General features: G+C 72.3%; 12 protein-coding genes and 1 pseudogene. 10 read left to right on the top strand and 3 right to left on the bottom strand.

Translation table 11 applies throughout. The features are described from left to right. Nucleotides 1-195 precede the first annotated feature (195 nt). The 4 genes from hppD (at nucleotide 196) to fahA (ending at nucleotide 4799) form a co-directional block, all read left to right on the top strand. Nucleotides 196-1410, top strand: a complete 1215-nt coding sequence (hppD, locus tag AB0O19_RS00420; RefSeq protein ID WP_363579502.1) for a 4-hydroxyphenylpyruvate dioxygenase — start codon at nucleotides 196-198, stop codon at nucleotides 1408-1410. A 76-nt stretch (nucleotides 1411-1486) separates the two neighbouring features. Beyond that, the gene (locus tag AB0O19_RS00415) at nucleotides 1487-2701 is read left to right on the top strand and encodes a cupin domain-containing protein (RefSeq protein ID WP_363616531.1); all 1215 of its coding nucleotides are present in this window, start codon (nucleotides 1487-1489) and stop codon (nucleotides 2699-2701) included. Further along, a complete protein-coding gene (locus tag AB0O19_RS00410; RefSeq protein ID WP_363616529.1) occupies nucleotides 2698-3579 on the top strand; it encodes a hypothetical protein in 882 nt (293 codons plus the stop codon). The genes AB0O19_RS00415 and AB0O19_RS00410 overlap by 4 nt, the downstream gene beginning before the upstream one ends. Next, nucleotides 3576-4799: a fumarylacetoacetase gene (gene fahA / locus AB0O19_RS00405; protein ID WP_363616527.1), complete on the top strand. Its 1224-nt coding sequence runs from the start codon at nucleotides 3576-3578 to the stop codon at nucleotides 4797-4799. Before AB0O19_RS00410 ends, fahA begins: the two co-directional genes overlap by 4 nt. Nucleotides 4800-4965: 166 nt before the next feature. On the opposite strand, the gene AB0O19_RS00400 is transcribed toward fahA, so the two are convergent. Next, nucleotides 4966-5739 (bottom strand): SDR family oxidoreductase, encoded by a 774-nt coding sequence (locus AB0O19_RS00400; RefSeq protein ID WP_363616525.1) that lies wholly within the window; start codon nucleotides 5737-5739, stop codon nucleotides 4966-4968. A 97-nt stretch (nucleotides 5740-5836) separates the two neighbouring features. Here AB0O19_RS00400 and AB0O19_RS00395 point away from each other — a divergent pair, with 97 nt between their 5' ends. The 5 genes and pseudogenes from AB0O19_RS00395 (at nucleotide 5837) to AB0O19_RS00375 (ending at nucleotide 12262) form a co-directional block, all read left to right on the top strand. Further along, nucleotides 5837-6448 (top strand): TetR/AcrR family transcriptional regulator, encoded by a 612-nt coding sequence (locus tag AB0O19_RS00395; protein ID WP_363579512.1) that lies wholly within the window; start codon nucleotides 5837-5839, stop codon nucleotides 6446-6448. A 95-nt stretch (nucleotides 6449-6543) separates the two neighbouring features. Next, nucleotides 6544-7646: pseudogene (locus AB0O19_RS00390) on the top strand (enoyl-CoA hydratase/isomerase family protein). A 74-nt stretch (nucleotides 7647-7720) separates the two neighbouring features. Continuing rightward, nucleotides 7721-8383: a GntR family transcriptional regulator gene (locus AB0O19_RS00385; RefSeq protein WP_363616523.1), complete on the top strand. Its 663-nt coding sequence runs from the start codon at nucleotides 7721-7723 to the stop codon at nucleotides 8381-8383. Nucleotides 8384-8578: 195 nt separating this feature from the next. Continuing rightward, nucleotides 8579-11305, top strand: a complete 2727-nt coding sequence (gene aceE / locus AB0O19_RS00380; RefSeq protein WP_363616521.1) for a pyruvate dehydrogenase (acetyl-transferring), homodimeric type — start codon at nucleotides 8579-8581, stop codon at nucleotides 11303-11305. Between the two features lie 171 nt (nucleotides 11306-11476). After that, nucleotides 11477-12262, top strand: coding sequence for an enoyl-CoA hydratase (locus tag AB0O19_RS00375; RefSeq protein WP_063349877.1), 786 nt, complete (start codon nucleotides 11477-11479; stop codon nucleotides 12260-12262). A 136-nt stretch (nucleotides 12263-12398) separates the two neighbouring features. On the opposite strand, the gene AB0O19_RS00370 is transcribed toward AB0O19_RS00375, so the two are convergent. Then, nucleotides 12399-14219 (bottom strand): NAD-binding protein, encoded by a 1821-nt coding sequence (locus AB0O19_RS00370; protein WP_363616519.1) that lies wholly within the window; start codon nucleotides 14217-14219, stop codon nucleotides 12399-12401. Between the two features lie 254 nt (nucleotides 14220-14473). Between AB0O19_RS00370 and AB0O19_RS00365 the strand changes: the two genes are divergently transcribed. After that, the gene (locus tag AB0O19_RS00365) at nucleotides 14474-15073 is read left to right on the top strand and encodes an HdeD family acid-resistance protein (protein ID WP_363616517.1); all 600 of its coding nucleotides are present in this window, start codon (nucleotides 14474-14476) and stop codon (nucleotides 15071-15073) included. 40 nt (nucleotides 15074-15113) lie between these two features. Here AB0O19_RS00365 and AB0O19_RS00360 read toward each other — a convergent pair whose 3' ends face one another. After that, a complete protein-coding gene (locus AB0O19_RS00360) occupies nucleotides 15114-15749 on the bottom strand; it encodes a DUF6461 domain-containing protein (RefSeq protein WP_363616515.1) in 636 nt (211 codons plus the stop codon). Between the last annotated feature and the right edge of the window lie 47 nt (nucleotides 15750-15796).

Genomic DNA, 15796 nt, shown 5'->3' with positions numbered 1-15796 from the left:
TCGGCAGCACATTTTGCGCAGCCGAATGCGGGATTTCCTGATCAGCTTGTACACATTGAACAGTGAAATCCCGACCTGTTGCCCAGCCACCCGGACAGGAGCAAGCTCTCCGCCAGCCGCACCGCCCACCCGTTCGCGGCGCGGCCGCCTCAAGCGGACGCCTCAGAGCCGAGGCCAAAAGTGGAGGAACGACCGATGACCCCGCAGTCCCACGCCCTTGAGCTGACCCCCGAGGAGCGCGAGGCCGGCCTCGACGCCGACCAGCTGCGCCGCCTCGTCGGCCTCGTCGAGCACGACCCGGCCACCGACCCGTTCCCCGTCACCGCGCAGGACGCGGTCGTCTTCGTGGTCGGCAACGCCACCCAGACGGCCCAGTTCTACCAGGCCGTGTTCGGCATGGAGCTGGTCGCCTACTCCGGCCCGGAGACCGGCCGCCGTGACCGCAAGGCCTTCGTGCTCCGCTCCGGCTCCTGCCGCTTCGTGATCAAGGGCGGGGTGCTGCCGGACAGCCCGCTGCTGGACCACCACCGCCGCCACGGCGACGGCGTCGTCGACCTGGCGCTGGAGGTCCCGGACGTCGACAAGTGCATCGCGCACGCCCGCGCGACCGGCGCCACCGTCCTGGAGGAGCCGAACGACGTCTCCGACGAGAACGGCACCGTGCGCCGCGCGGCCATCGCCACCTACGGCGAGACCCGCCACACCCTGATCGACCGCTCCCGCTACCACGGCCCCTACCTGCCTGGGTACATCACCGCGCAGAGCAAGGTCCAGCACCCGGAGGGCTCGCCCAAGCGCCTGTTCCAGGCCCTCGACCACGCCGTCGGCAACGTCGAGCTGGGCCGGATGGACGAGTGGGTGTCGTTCTACAACCGGGTCATGGGCTTCGTGAACATGGCCGAGTTCGTCGGCGACGACATCGCCACCGACTACTCCGCCCTGATGTCCAAGGTCGTCGCCAGCGGCAACCACCGGGTGAAGTTCCCGCTCAACGAGCCGGCCATCGCCAAGAAGCGGTCGCAGATCGACGAGTACCTGGAGTTCTACACCGGCCCCGGCTGCCAGCACATGGCGCTCGCCACCAACGACATCCTCACCACCGTCGACGTGCTGCGCTCGCGCGGCGTGGAGTTCCTCGACACCCCCGACTCGTACTACGACGACCCGGAGCTGCGCGCCCGGATCGGCAAGGTGCGGGTGGACATCAACGAGCTGAAGTCGCGCGGCATCCTGGTCGACCGCGACGAGGACGGCTACCTGCTGCAGATCTTCACCAAGCCGATCGGCGACCGCCCCACCGTCTTCTACGAGTTCATCGAGCGGCACGGTTCGCTGGGCTTCGGCAAGGGCAACTTCAAGGCGCTGTTCGAGGCGATCGAGCGCGAGCAGGACGCCCGCGGCAACCTGTGAGTGCCGGGGAACTCTGAGCACGGTCGGGCGTACCGTGAGGACGGTCGGCTGAGCACGGTCGAGGAGGAGCAGGGAGATGGCGTACTACCGGCAGCTGGGCAGCATCCCGCCCAAGCGGCACACCCAGCACCGCACACCCGAAGGCGGGCTGTACTACGAGGAGTTGATGGGCGAGGAGGGGTTCTCGTCGGACTCCTCGCTGCTCTACCACCGGGGCATCCCCTCGGCCGTGGTGAACGCGGTGCCGTGGGAGCTGCCGGACCAGTCCACGGTGCCCAACCACCCCCTGCTCCCCCGCCACCTCAAGCTGCACGAGCTGTTCGCGGACCAGGAGTGGAAGTCCGCGGACGTCGTCGGCAGCCGCCGCCTGGTCCTCGGCAACGGCGACGTGCGGATCTCGTACGTCGCCGCCGGGGCCCCGAGCGAGCTGTACCGCAACGGACTCGGTGACGAGTGCGTGTACGTGGAGTCCGGCTCCGGCACGGTCGAGACGGTCTTCGGCTCGATCGAGGTCGGCCAGGGCGACTACGTGATCATCCCGCGCGCCACCACCCACCGCTGGGTGCCGGCCGGGGACGAACCGCTGCGCGCGTACTGCATCGAGGCGAACAGCCACATCACCCCGGTCAAGCGCTACCTCTCCAAGTACGGGCAGCTGCTGGAGCACGCGCCGTACTGCGAGCGGGACTTCCGCGGCCCGGTCGGCCCGCTGGTCGTCGACGCCACCGGGGACGCCGCCGGAGACGTCGACGTGCTGGTCAAGCACCGCGGCCCGAACGGCGTCTCGGGCACCCGCTACACCGTGCCGCACCACCCCTTCGACGTGGTCGGCTGGGACGGCTGCCTGTACCCGTACGCCTTCAACATCCGGGACTTCGAACCGATCACCGGCCGGGTCCACCAGCCGCCGCCGGCCCACCAGGTGTTCGAGGGCAACGGCTTCGTGATCTGCAACTTCGTTCCCCGCAAGGTGGATTACCACCCACTGTCGATCCCGGTGCCGTACTACCACGCCAACGTGGACAGCGACGAGGTCATGTTCTACTGCGGCGGCGACTACGCGGCCCGCAAGGGCTCGGGCATCGGCCAGGGCTCGATCTCGCTGCACCCCGGCGGGCACACCCACGGGCCGCAGCCCGGCGCGTACGAGCGCAGCATCGGCGTGGAGTTCTTCGACGAACTCGCCGTCATGGTGGACACGTTCCGCCCGCTGGAGCTCGGCGAGGGCGGCCGGGCCGGCGAGGACGGCGACTACGCCTGGACCTGGGCCGGGCGGGGGCCCGGGCGATGAGCGCCGCCTCGTCCGCCGCGCCCGACTCACCGGCCACCGGGGCGATCCCCGAGCTGTTCCACGGGCTCTTCGACGACGCCGCGGTGTTCCCCCCGGGGAACCTGCCGGTCGCCGAGGCGGTGCCCGCGCACCGCGGGCACCGCGCGGCCTGGTACGCCGAGGCGGTCGGCCCGCTCCTGTGCGGGGCCGGCCGGCTGGGCGAGTTGGCCGCGGCGGTGGCGGGCGGTGCGCCGCTCGGGGTCGGGCTCGTACTGCCGGGGGGCAGTGCCGAACTCGGCCCGGCGCTCGCCGCCGCCGCGTCCTTCGAGGTGGCCGGCGTCGAACTCGCCGTCCGGGACGCCGCCGAGGCGGTCGCCGCCCTGGACCGGCTGCTGCCGCCGGACGTCCCGGCCGCCATCGAGCTGCCGCGCGAACTCCTGCGCGGCGACGGCCTGGGCGAAGTGCTGGACGTGCTCGTCGACAGCCCCTACCGGGCGAAGTTCCGCACCGGCGGGGTGGTGGCCGAGGCATTCCCGGACGAGGAGGAACTGGCCGCCTTCCTCACCGGCTGCGCGCTGCGCGGACTGCCGTACAAGTGCACCGCCGGACTGCACAACGCCGTCCGGCACACCGACCCGACCACCGGCTTCGAGCACCACGGCTTCCTCAACGTGCTGCTGGCCGCGCAGGAGACCGACCGGGCCGCAGCAGCGGCGGTGCTGGCGGAACGCGACGGCGCGGTGCTGGCCAAGGCCGTCCACGCGCTGACCGATCGTCAGGTCACGGTGATCCGGAACTCGTTCACCGCGTTCGGCACGTGCAGCATCGCCGAGCCCCTGGACGACCTGGCCGCGCTCGGCCTGCTGCCGTCCACATCACAGCCCCAGGAGGACCGTTGAGCACCACCCCCCGCAGCTGGCTCGCCAGCGCCCAGGACTCGCCGTTCGGCGTGCACAACCTGCCGTACGGCGTGTTCACCGCCGCCGACCAGCCCGGCCGGCGGCGGATCGGCGTGCGCGTCGGGGACTTCGTGCTGGACGCCGCGGCGGCCGCCCGGGCGGCCGGGGCGCCGTCCGTGCTGCTGGCCGCGGACTCGCTCAACCCGCTGCTGGCGGCGGGGCGTTCGACCTGGACGCAGGTCCGGGCCGACCTCACGCGGTGGCTGACGGACGAGTCCTACCGCGAGGCGCTGTCGCCTGCGCTGCTGCCGGCGGGCGAGGTCCAGCTGCACCTGCCGTTCGAGGTCGCCGACTACGTCGACTTCTACGCCTCCGAGCACCACGCCACCAACCTGGGCCGGATCTTCCGCCCGGGCTCGGAGCCGCTCACCCCCAACTGGAAGCACCTGCCCATCGGTTACCACGGGCGGGCCGGCACGGTGGTCGTCTCCGGCACCCCGGTGGTGCGGCCCCACGGGCAGCGCAAGGCCCCCTCCGACCCGGCGCCGTCGTTCGGGCCGACCCGGCGGCTGGACATCGAGGCGGAGGTCGGCTTCGTCGTCGGCACCCCGTCCGAGCTGGGCCGACCGGTCGTCCTGGACGACTTCCGCGAGCACGTGTTCGGCGTCTGCCTGGTCAACGACTGGTCCGCGCGCGACATCCAGGCCTGGGAGTACGTGCCGCTCGGCCCGTTCCTCGGTAAGTCCTTCACCACCTCCGTCTCCCCGTGGATCGTCCCGCTGGACGCCCTGCAGCACGCCCGGGTCGCGCCGCCCGAGCGCGACGTCGAGCCGCTGGCGTACCTGGACGACCGCGGCGGCGAACCGTGGGGACTGGACCTGGCGCTGGAAGTCCGGCTGAACGGGCACCTGGTGTCCCGGCCGCCGTTCGCCTCGATGTACTGGACGGCACAGCAGCAGCTCACCCACATGACGGTCAACGGCGCCTCGCTGCGCACCGGCGACCTGTTCGCCTCGGGCACCGTCAGCGGGCCGGAGCCGGAGACCCGCGGCGCGCTGATCGAGCTGACGTGGAACGGCGAGGAGCCGCTGAAGCTCCCGGACGGCACCACCCGGACGTTCCTGGAGGACGGCGACGAGGTCACCATCACCGCCACCGCGCCGGGGCCGGACGGCGCCGTCATCGGGTTCGGCGAGGTGACGGGGCGGGTCCAGCCGTAGCCGGTCCACAGCCTCCGGTCCACAGCCTCCGGTCCACAGCCTCCGGCCGACAACTGACGGCGAACGGATGACAGATAACAGCTGACAGATTTCATCATCTGTCAGCTGTTATCCGTTACCCCCGCCCCCTCCTCGAACTCCCCCCCGCGCACCGGACGCACCGCGCCTACAGGCCCGCCCCACCGGTGGCGTCGATGACCCGGCCGGTGACCCAGCGGGCGTCATCGGAGGCGAGGAAGGCGACGATGTCCGCGACGTCCTCCGGTTGCCCGACCCGGCCGAGGGCCGCGAGCGAGGCCGCATGGGCCTCCGCCTCCGCGTTGCCGCGCAGCCAGCCGGCGTTGACGTCGGTGTCGACGACACCCGGCGCGACCGAGTTGGCGGTGATCCCGCGCGGGCCGAGCTGCTTGGCGAGGTTGAGGGTGAAGGTGTCGAGCGCCCCCTTGGTCGCCCCGTAGGCGATGATCTCCGGCATGGCGAGGCGGGCCGCGCCGCTGGAGACGTTGATGATCCGGCCGCCGTCGCGCAGCCGGTGCAGTCCGTGCTGGACGACGAAGAACGGCGCACGGACGTTGACGGCGAAGACCTCGTCGAAGCCCTCCTCGGTGAGCGCGGCGAGGTCGGCACTGCGCCCGATCCCGGCGTTGTTCACGATGATGTCGACGCCGCCGTCGGGCGCGTGCGCGCCGATCCCGGCGTCGAACGCCTCCCACAGCGCGGCCGCGTCCCCGTGTCGGCCGAGTTCGGCGGGCAGCGCGAAGGCCCGGCCGCCGTCGGCGCGGATGCCCGCGACGACCTCACCCGCCGCCTCCTGATCGCGGGCGTAGCCGACGGCGACGGTGGCGCCGTCGCGGCCGAGCCTGCGGGCGATCGCCCGGCCGATCCCCCTGCTGCCCCCGGTGACCAGCGCGGTCTTGCCCTTGAGTGCCTGCCTGCCCATGACTGAGCCCCTTCCCGCTTCGCCCACCCTATTTGTTGAGTGGTCGCTCAAGAAAGAAGCTAACACACTTGTTGAGCGGGTGTTCTAAAATTCCGGCATGACCGAGAACCCGACGCGGCCCCGGCGCGGACGACCGCCGACCTTCGACCGGGGCGAGGCGCTGACGGCGGCGACCCGGCTGTTCTGGGAGCGCGGCTACGAGGCCACCTCCGTCACCGACCTGACCACCGCCATGGGCATCCGGCCCGGCAGCCTCTACGCCGCGTTCGGCGACAAGCGCTCACTCTTCGAGGAGGTCGTCCGCCACTACGGCCACTCCCCCGTCGGCGCGTTCGCGGAGGCCGCCCTACAGGAGGAGACCACCGCGTACGCGGCCTTCGCCCGGATCCTGCGCGAGGCGGCGGCCATCTACCCCGACCCCTCCCACCCGGCCGGCTGCCTGGTGATCAGCGCCGCCACCAACGTCTCCCCGCAGGACGCCGAGGTCCAGGCCCACCTGCGCGACCTGCGCAACCGCAACCTCCACGCCTTCGAGACCAGGCTGCGCACGGCCCAGGCGGACGGCGAACTCCCGCCCGACGCCGACCCGCACGCGCTGGCCGGCTACTTCGGCACGGTCATCCAGGGCATGTCGCAGCAGGCCCGGGACGGCGCCACCGCCGCCGACCTGGCCCGGACCGCCGAACTCGCCCTGCGCGCCTGGCCGTAGGGCCCCGAACCGGGCCCGGGCGGCCGGCCGGCGGGCCGCGAGGACGGCCCGCCCCCCCCGGTCAGGTGATCACGGCTCCGCGCCGCCCCGGTACGGTGGGCGACAGGAGTCGTCAAGACCGAGGAACGACCGAACGACGGGAACGGACCCGATGAGCGCAGAGGTGGCGGAGGTCCAGGTCTCCCTGGACGGCGGGGCCGGACGGATCGTGCTGAACCGACCGCGGGCGCTCAACTCGCTGACCCACGGCATGATCACCACCGTCCACGCGACGCTGGCCGGGTGGGCCGCGGACGACCGGGTGCGCACCGTCGTCCTGACCGGCGCCGGCGAGCGCGGCCTCTGCGCCGGGGCCGACCTCCGCGCACTGCACGACGACGCCAAGGCCGGCGGGGCCGGCACCCGGGCCTTCTTCCGCGACGAGTACCGGCTGAACGCGCTGATCGCCCACTACCCGAAGCCGTACGTCGCGGTGATGGACGGCATCACCATGGGCGGCGGCATCGGCCTGTCCGCCCACGGCGCGGTCCGGATCGTCACCGAACGTTCCACCGTCGCCATGCCCGAGACCCGGATCGGGCTGGTCCCGGACGTCGGCGGCAGTCGGCTGCTCGCGCTCGCCCCGGGCGAGTTGGGCACCCACCTCGGCCTCACCTCGGCCTCGATGGGCCCCGGTGACGCGCTGCTGTGCGGGTTCGCGGACCACTTCGTCCCCTCGACGCGGATCGCGGCGCTGCTCGACGCCCTGGCCGAAAGCCCCGACCCGGCCGCCGTCGTCGCCGCGCACGCCGAGCCCGCGCCGGGGGCCCCGCTCGCGGAACAGCGCGGCTGGATCGACGCCTGCTACGCGGCCGACAGCGTCGCGGAGATCGTCGAACGACTGCTGAACTCCGGCGTGGCGGAGGCGAAGGAGGCCGCGGAGCTGGTCCTCGGCAACTCCCCCACGGCCGTCACGGTGACCCTCGCCGCGCTGCGCCGGGCCCGCACGCTCCCCTCCCTGGAGGCCGTGCTCGACCAGGAGTACCGCGTCTCCTGCGCCGCGCTGGGCGGGCACGACCTGGTCGAGGGCATCCGCGCCCAGGTGATCGACAAGGACCGCACCCCGCACTGGTCCCCGGCGACGCTCGCCGAGGTCGGGGAGGCGGACGTCGCCCGCTTCCTCGCCCCTCGCGTGGGCGACGAGTTGGGCCTGGCCTGACCGGGCGGCGGCGCCGGCCCCGCACCGCCACGCGTCATGAACCACGCGTCATGAACCACGATCAAGGAGCCCGCATGACCCGCCCGAGCCCTCCGCCGCCTGCCGGGGACGCCGACCCGCTGTCCCGGGTGCCGCTCGGCGAGCAGGTGCGCGGACTGCTGCTGGAGGGCCTGCTGAACGGGCGCTGGCAGCCCGGCGACCGGATCGTGGAACGGCGCCTGGCCGCCGAGTTGAACGTCAGCCAGGCGCCGGTGCGCGAGGCGCTGCGCTCGCTGCAGTCGCTCGGGCTGCTCGACGCCGAGCCCAACCGGGGCGTGCGGGTGCGCGAGATCAGCCCGGCCGAACTGCGCGAGGTCTACCAGGTGCGGGCCGCACTGGAGCGGCTGGCCGCCGAGTCGGCGGTCATCCGCCTGGCCGGGGACACCGCCGCCCTGGAGCGGCACGCGGAACGGATGGCGGCGGCGGCCAGGGCGGGTGACGCGCTCGGGCAGGCCCGGCACGGCGTGGCCTTCCACCGCGAGATCGTGGCCGCCGCCGGCAACGGGGCGCTGCTGCGGACCTGGGAGGGGCTGGGCGTGGAGGTGTGGACGGTGCTGTCGCTGCACCGGGTCCGCCCGGAGCTGCACGAGAACGCGGCCGACCACGCTCCGCTGATCGAGGCCTTCCGGCGGCGAGATCCGGAGGTCGGGCGGCTGTTGGCGGAACACGTCCTGGAGTACGCCGACCGCTCCGCCTAAGCGGATCCGGGCGGGGTCCTGGCCCGGGATTATAGTTCGTATAAAGATGATCGATCATCGCTCACATTACCCCCCGGTAGCGGTTGACGCGCCGCCGGATCACTCCCTACCGTCCATAGAGACCTTCCATGGAGAGAAATGTCATTCCGCATCCCGGAATCGACACTCTGAAGCACCGGCAAAGGGGAACCATCCGTGTCCCAGCTCGACCAGCTTCCCGACCACGACCCCGAAGAGGTGGCGGAGTGGCGCGCCTCCCTGGACGCCGCCCGCGACTTCGGCGGAGCGCACCGCGCCGCCCACCTGCTGCGCCGCCTCGTCGAACACGCCGAACTGCGCCGGCTCGACGTCCCGCCGCTCCTGGACACCCCGTACGTCAACACCATCCCGACCGGCGCCGAGCCCGAGTTCCCCGGCGACGAGGCGATGGAGCGCCGGATCACCGCCTGGAACCGCTGGAACGCCGCCGCCATGGTGACCAGGGGCAACCACCGCGGCGGTCTCGGCGGGCACATGGCCACGTACGCGTCCGCCGCCTGGCTGTACGAGGTCGGCTTCCAGCACTTCTTCCGCGGCAAGGAGGCCGACGGCTCCGGCGACCAGTTGTACGTCCAGGGCCACGCCGCGCCCGGCGTCTACGCCCGCGCCTTCCTCGAAGGACGCGTCGGCGAGGCCCAGTTGGACCGCTTCCGGCAGGAGGCCGGCGGCGGCGGCCTGCCCTCGTACCCGCACCCGCGCCGGCTGCCGTGGTTCTGGGAGTTCCCGACCGTGTCCATGGGCCTCGGACCGCTGTCGGCCATCCACCAGGCCCGGTTCAACCGGTACCTGACCGCGCGCGGCATCAAGGACACCTCCGGCTCGCACGTCTGGGCGTTCCTCGGCGACGGGGAGATGGACGAGCCGGAGTCGACCGCCGCGCTCGCCCTGGCCGCCCGCGAGGGGCTGGACAACCTCACCTTCGTGGTCAACTGCAACCTCCAGCGCCTGGACGGACCGGTACGCGGAAACGGAAAGATCGTCCAGGAGCTGGAGCGCCAGTTCCGCGCCGCCGGCTGGAACGTCGTCAAGTCACTGTGGGGCGAGGCCTGGGACGACCTCCTGGCCCGAGACACCACGGGCGCGCTGGTGCGCCGGCTCGGCGCGGTGCCGGACGGACAGTTCCAGACCTACGCCGCCTCGGACGCCCGCTACGTCCGCGAGCACCTGTTCCAGGCGGCGCCCGAGCTCCGGGCGATCGCCGAAACCGTGGACGACCAGCGGCTGTTGGAGATCGTCGCGACCTCCCGGGCCGGGCACGAACCGCGCAAGGTGTACGCCGCCTACCGGGCGGCGCTGGAGCACCGGGGCGCCCCCACGGTGGTGCTGGTGCAGACGGTCAAGGGCTGGACGCTCGGCCCCGGCTTCGAGGCCCGCAACGCCAACCACCAGATGAAGAAGCTCTCCGGGGCGGAGTTCCGAGCGATGCGCGACCTGCTCGAACTTCCCATTCCGGACAGCGCCTTGACCGGCGAGCTGGTCCCGTACGCGCACCCGGGCCCGGACTCCCCGGAGGCCCGCTACCTCCGGGAGCGGCGCGCCGCGCTGGGCGGCCCCGCGCCCGCCCGCCGGGTGCGCTTCACCCCGCTGCCCGAGCTGCCCGCGAAGCCCTTCGAGACGCTGCTCAAGGGCTCCGGCACCCAGGAGATCGCGACCACCATGGCGTTCGTCCGACTGGTCAAGGACCTGATGCGGGACAAGGCCACCGGCCACCGCTGGGTTCCGATCGTCCCGGACGAGGCACGCACCTTCGGCATGGAGTCGCTCTTCCCGAGCGCCGGCATCTACTCGCCGCTGGGGCAGACCTACGACCCGGTCGACCGCGACCAGCTGCTCCACTACAAGGAGTCGGCGACCGGCCAGATCCTCAACGAGGGCATCACGGAGGCCGGTTCGATGGCCTCGCTGACCGCCGCCGCGACCGCTTACGCCACCCACGGCGAGCCGGTGATCCCGTTCTACATCTTCTACTCGATGTTCGGCTGGCAGCGCACCGCCGACCAGATGTGGGCCCTGGCCGACCAGTTGGGCCGGGGCTTCCTGATCGGCGCCACCGCCGGCCGCACCACGATGACCGGCGAGGGCCTTCAACATGCCGACGGACACTCGCAGTTGATCGCCTCCACCAACCCGGCGGCGCTGTCCTACGACCCCGCCTTCGGGTACGAGGTCGCGGTGATCGTCCGCGAGGGCCTGCGCCGGATGTACGGCAGCAGCCCCCGACACCCGCACGGCGAGGACGTGTTCTACTACCTGACCGTCTACAACGAGCCGCTGCCACAGCCGCCGCTGCCGACCGGCACGGATGTCACCGACGTCACCGACGTCACTGACATCACCGACGGCATCCTGCGCGGGCTGTACCGCTACCGCCCGGCGGAGCCCTCCCCGGACGGCGACGCGCCGCGGCTCCAACTGCTCGCCTCGGGCACCGCCGTTCGCTGGGCACTCGCCGCCCAGCAACTGCTCGGCGAGGACTGGGGCGTGGCGGCGGACGTCTGGTCGGCACCCTCCTGGACGGAGCTGCGCCGGGAGGCACTGGACTGCGACGCGGCCAACCTGACGCAGGCTGCGGCCGGTACGGGCGCGGCGGCGCGCGTCCCCTACGTGACGCGGGCACTGGCAGGGGCGCCCGGGCCGGTGCTGGCGGTCAGCGACTGGATGCGCGCGGTGCCGGACCAGATCCGCCCGTGGGTGGAGCAGGACTGGACGTCGCTGGGCACGGACGGCTTCGGCCTCTCCGACAGCCGGGACGCGGCTCGCCGGCACTTCGGCGTGGACGCCCAGTCGGTCGCGGTGGCGGCGCTGGCCGCGCTGGCGCGCCGGGGCGAGGTCAAGGCGGAGACCGTCCGGCAGGCGGCCGAGCGCTACGGGGTCCGCTTCTGACCCCTGGCGGCCCGTGTCCGGAGCCCTGGGCCCCGGCTCCGCAGCGGGGAGCCGGACCCGTGACGACCGTCTCGCATACCAAGACTGGCGCGAGGCGGGGCGCGTCGTAGATCGTTGGATGGTCAGGGCGCGCCCGCGCGGCGCCGAGCAGCGGAATGGGAGTCAACGGCGATGACCGAGACCGAGACCTACGAGACGATCCTGGTCGAGCGCAAGGGCCGGGTGGGACTGATCACGCTCAACCGGCCGAAGGCGCTCAACGCGCTGAACACCCAGCTGATGAACGAGGTGGTCGCGGCCGCGACCGCCTTCGACCGGGACCCGGAGATCGGCTGTCTGGTGATCACCGGCTCGGAGAAGGCGTTCGCGGCCGGCGCCGACATCAAGGAGATGCAGGGCAACCGGTTCCCGGACGTCTACCTGGACGACTGGCTGGGCCCCTGGGACCGGCTCGGCGCGCTGCGCAAGCCGGTCGTGGCGGCCGTGGCCGGGTTCGCGCTGGGCGGCGGCTGCGAGCTGGCGATGCTGTGCGACATCCTGCTGGCGGCGGACACCGCGAAGTTCGGGCAGCCGGAGATCAAGCTCGGCGTGATCCCGGGCATCGGCGGCTCGCAGCGGCTGACCCGGGCGGTCGGCAAGGCGAAGGCGATGGAACTGTGCCTGACCGGCCGGATGATGGGCGCCGAGGAGGCCGAGCGGGCCGGCCTGGTCTCCCGGATCGTCCCGGCGGACCAGCTGCTGGCCGAGGCCCTGACGGTGGCCGAGACCGTCGCGGCGATGTCCACCCCGGCGGCCGTCATGCTGAAGGAAAGCGTCAACCGCGCCTTCGAGACGACCCTCGCCGAGGGCGTCCGTTTCGAGCGTCGGCTGTTCCACGCGGCGTTCGCCACGGCGGACCAGAAGGAGGGCATGGCGGCGTTCGCCGAGAAGCGCCCGCCGTCCTTCACCAATCGGTGACCTGGCCGCTCACGACTGACAGCTGACAGGTAACAGCCGACAAGCAACAGATAACAGCTGACAGATTTCGTCATCTGAAATCTGTCAGCTGTTATCTGTTAGCTGTTACCTGTCGGCTGTTACCCGTCGGCCGCCATCACACCTCGTCCACCAGCGCGGTGTTGAGCCGGGCGAGCCCGCTACGGGTGGCGGCGACCACGATCTGGTCGCCGGGGGTGAGGCGCCGGGTGCGGTCGGGGAAGTTCCACTGCAACTGCGCGCTGCGGGCGAACCGGACGGCGATCACCCGGACGCCGCCCGGGTCCTCCAGGTCGTGCCGGTTCATCCCGATCAGCCCGCTGCCGTCCTCGACCGTCAACTCGGCGATCAGCAGCACGTGCCGGAACACCGACAGCATCCCGCGCACCTCGCGCCCCATCAGGGCGGCGGCGAAGGCGGGTGCGGCCAGGTACGAGACCGAGCGCGAGGCCGCGTTGTCCAGCGTCGCGTAGAAGTGCCCGGCGAAGTTGTCATCGAACAGCCGCACCACCACGCGGACTTCGGGATTCCCGTGGCGCGCCTCCAGGGCCGCCTCCAGGTTGGTGGCGTCGTCGCCGCTGACCGCGACCAGCGCCCGACTGTGCTTCAACCGGGCGCGGCGCAACTGCTCCTCGAACGGGCCGTCGCCCAGGACCACCGGGATGCCGAGCGCCCGGGCGGCGGCGATGCCCCGGGCCTGCGGGTCGCGCTCCATGCAGACCACCGGCACGCCCAGTTCGTGCAGTTGGGCCGCGACCCGGGTGCCGACGTTGCCGAGGCCGACGACGATCACGTGGTCCCGGGTGCCGGCCCCGGGGTTGCGGGGCTGCCCGCGCCGCCCGGAGCCGAGCACCTCGACCGCGATGGCGGTGGCGACCGGGGCGAAGGTGATCCCGCAGATGGTGATCACCACCTGTGCCACCCGCTGCCACAGCCCGCCCGTCCCGGTCCCGGCGGCGATGTCGGCGAGTTGGTCGGGCTGGGCGGCGCCCGCGAGGTCGAGCAGCGAGATGTAGAGGGTCCAGCCGAAGTTCCGGTTCAGGTACCAGAGCACGCCGAAGGCCATCAGCACTGCGGCGAGGGCGGTGAGCAGCACCAGCCGCATCCGGGCGCTGGTGAAGAAGCGCATCATGTCGAGCAGCCGCCAGCGCGCCCGCCGCACCCAGCTGATCGGTTCCCTGGGTTCGATGCGCAGCGCTTGGAGGGCGGCCACGCCGCCCGGCTCCTCCTCGGGCACCGGCTCCGGCTCCGGCTCCGCGTCGCGGCGGACGCCACCGGGGCGGACCGGCCCGTCGTCGCCGAACTCGCTGGCGAGCCGGACGAAGTCGGCCGAGTCGCCGCGCTGTTCGGGCAGCAGGCGGATCCTGCTGAGGTCCTGGCGGTCGATGTGGTCGGCGACCACGCAGATCCGGTCGGAGGTGATGGCCTCGTCGAAGGCGATGTGCAGGAAGCGTCCGCCGATCTCGACCGAGTTGGGCCGCCCGAGCGCCGCCGCGGCGAACGCGGGTGCGGCGGTGGCGGAACCGGAGAGCGCGGCGCCGTTCCTGAGCAGCCGTTCGATGTTCTCGCCGAGGCGCTGGTTGAACATCCGGAGCACGATCCGGATGTCCGGGTTGTGGCCTTGGGCGCTGAGCGCGGCGTGGATGTTGTCCTGGTCGCTGCCCTCGACGAGGGCGAGGCCGCGGGCGGTGTCGATCGACACCTCGCGCAGCGCCTCGTCGGTGATGCTGGCGTACTCGACGACGGCGGCGACGCCGGGGAGTTGCTCGATCTGCGGCGCGTGGTCGCGGGTGCGATCGGCGACCAGGACGACGACCGGGACCTCGTAGTGCTCGACGAGTTCCAGGACCAGCCGGTGGGCCAGTGCGTTGCCCCCGCAGACGATGTAGTGCTGACTGACCGGCTCGACCGAACGGGTCCCCCACCCTTCAGAAGTCATACCGCCGGATGATATCGACGGCAGGCGGCCGGACGGTGTCGTTCCGGCGACCGGAAGGCCACCGGAGCCGCTCCATCGAACATTCGTCTCCTCCCTGCTCCCTCTCCCGTCCCCCTTCCATCCCCCTCCGCCACCTCTCCTCCCTCTCCTGTCTCCGTCCCCCGAACGGCCGTACCCGACGCGCCGGTCGGCGGTGGCCCGGCCAGTCTGGGGTTCGACCCCTGCCCGTCCCCGGCCCCGAGGAGTGCACCACCGTGGTTTCCCCGATCATCACCCCCGACGGTTCCCCGGTCCAGGGTCCGCTCGGCCAGCTCGCCAAGGCCGCCTGGCAGGTCCTGCTGCTCGCCGGAATCGTCTCGCTGGCCCTCGGAATCGTCGTCTTCGTCTGGCCGAAGGAGACCCTGCTGGTGGTGGGCGTGCTGTTCGGCCTCTACCTGCTGGTCATCGGCATCGTGCAGCTGGTCGCCGCGTTCGGCACCCACGCGACCACCGCACTGCGGGTGCTGGCCTTCATCAGCGGGGCGATCTGCGTCCTGCTGGGGCTGCTCTGCTTCCGCAGCGCGGCGCAGTCGCTGGTCCTGCTGGCGATCTGGATCGGCATCGGCTGGCTGTTCCGGGGCATCACCCAGCTCGCCGCCGCGGTCTCCGACCCGGAGATGCCGGCCCGTGGCTGGCAGGCCTTCGCAGGAGCGGCCAACACGGTGGCCGGTGTGCTGCTGCTGGTCTGGCCGGTCGGTTCGATCGCCGCGTTGACCGTCCTGGCCGGTTGCTGGCTGCTGATCCTCGGGCTGATCGAGATCGTGACGGCCCTCCAGATGCGAGGCCGGGCCAAGCAGATCCCGGCGGGGGTCTGACTTCACGGGCCTGACTTCACGGGCCTCACTCCGCAGCTAGCTAGCGCGTCGGCGCGTAGCCGATCCGGAACGTGGCGGCCTCCAGCCGTTCCGGCGTGAGCCGGACGTCCGTCAGCCGCTCGGCCAGCGCGAACGCGGCCTCGGTGTGCAGGTCGTGACCCTCCCCGTCGAGCTGGAAGCCGCAGGCCGTCAGCAGCGCGGGGACACCGGGGGCGTCGGCGTCCGAACCGTGCCGCTGGGTGGGGAACAGCGGCTCGAACTGGAGCCGGCAGCTGCCCTGCTCCCACCAGTTGAAGTGGTCCACCGCGACGGCGTTCCGGAAGTGCGAGACCAGCCGGGTGCCGTCGGCGAGGCGGCGGATGACGTCGGGCAGGCTGCCGAGGTAGCCGAAGACCTCGACGACGACGGCCCACCCGTCGAGTTCGGCGACGGCGACGAGCAGCCGGTCATCCTCCGGCTCGATCCGGGCCTCGGCCTCCTCGTCCTCCCCGTCGTCGAAGGTCTCCCAGGCGGCGACCACGGCGTCCAGGCCGGTGACCTCCCGCCCGGGCAGGGCGCCGAAGCGGCGCAGCAGTTCGTCGGCGGTGATCCCCTCGACCAGCGTCAGGCAGTGGGCCGCCCCGGGGATGGGGTAGCGCTGCTCGAACCAGGTGTAGTCGGTGGCGTGTGCAGTCATGCGCCGATGCTGCCAGCCGCCGGTGACACCGCCGGTCGGGGCGGCGG

Source organism: Kitasatospora sp. NPDC091276 (assembly GCF_040684355.1).
Taxonomy (GTDB): domain Bacteria; phylum Actinomycetota; class Actinomycetes; order Streptomycetales; family Streptomycetaceae; genus Kitasatospora.
Note: the sequence above shows the minus strand (reverse complement) of the source record. Positions and strands in the feature narration are given on the sequence as shown.

Excerpts from the sequence above, each read along its gene's own strand:
- AB0O19_RS00385 (WP_363616523.1), top strand. The coding sequence starts at position 7,721 with ATGACCCGCCCGAGCCCTCCGCCGCCTGCCGGGGACGCCGACCCGCTG.
- AB0O19_RS00370 (WP_363616519.1), bottom strand. The coding sequence starts at position 14,219 with ATGACTTCTGAAGGGTGGGGGACCCGTTCGGTCGAGCCGGTCAGTCAG.
- AB0O19_RS00415 (WP_363616531.1), top strand. The coding sequence starts at position 1,487 with ATGGCGTACTACCGGCAGCTGGGCAGCATCCCGCCCAAGCGGCACACC.
- AB0O19_RS00395 (WP_363579512.1), top strand. The coding sequence starts at position 5,837 with ATGACCGAGAACCCGACGCGGCCCCGGCGCGGACGACCGCCGACCTTC.
- hppD (WP_363579502.1), top strand. The coding sequence starts at position 196 with ATGACCCCGCAGTCCCACGCCCTTGAGCTGACCCCCGAGGAGCGCGAG.
- AB0O19_RS00400 (WP_363616525.1), bottom strand. The coding sequence starts at position 5,739 with ATGGGCAGGCAGGCACTCAAGGGCAAGACCGCGCTGGTCACCGGGGGC.
- AB0O19_RS00375 (WP_063349877.1), top strand. The coding sequence starts at position 11,477 with ATGACCGAGACCGAGACCTACGAGACGATCCTGGTCGAGCGCAAGGGC.
- AB0O19_RS00410 (WP_363616529.1), top strand. The coding sequence starts at position 2,698 with ATGAGCGCCGCCTCGTCCGCCGCGCCCGACTCACCGGCCACCGGGGCG.
- AB0O19_RS00360 (WP_363616515.1), bottom strand. The coding sequence starts at position 15,749 with ATGACTGCACACGCCACCGACTACACCTGGTTCGAGCAGCGCTACCCC.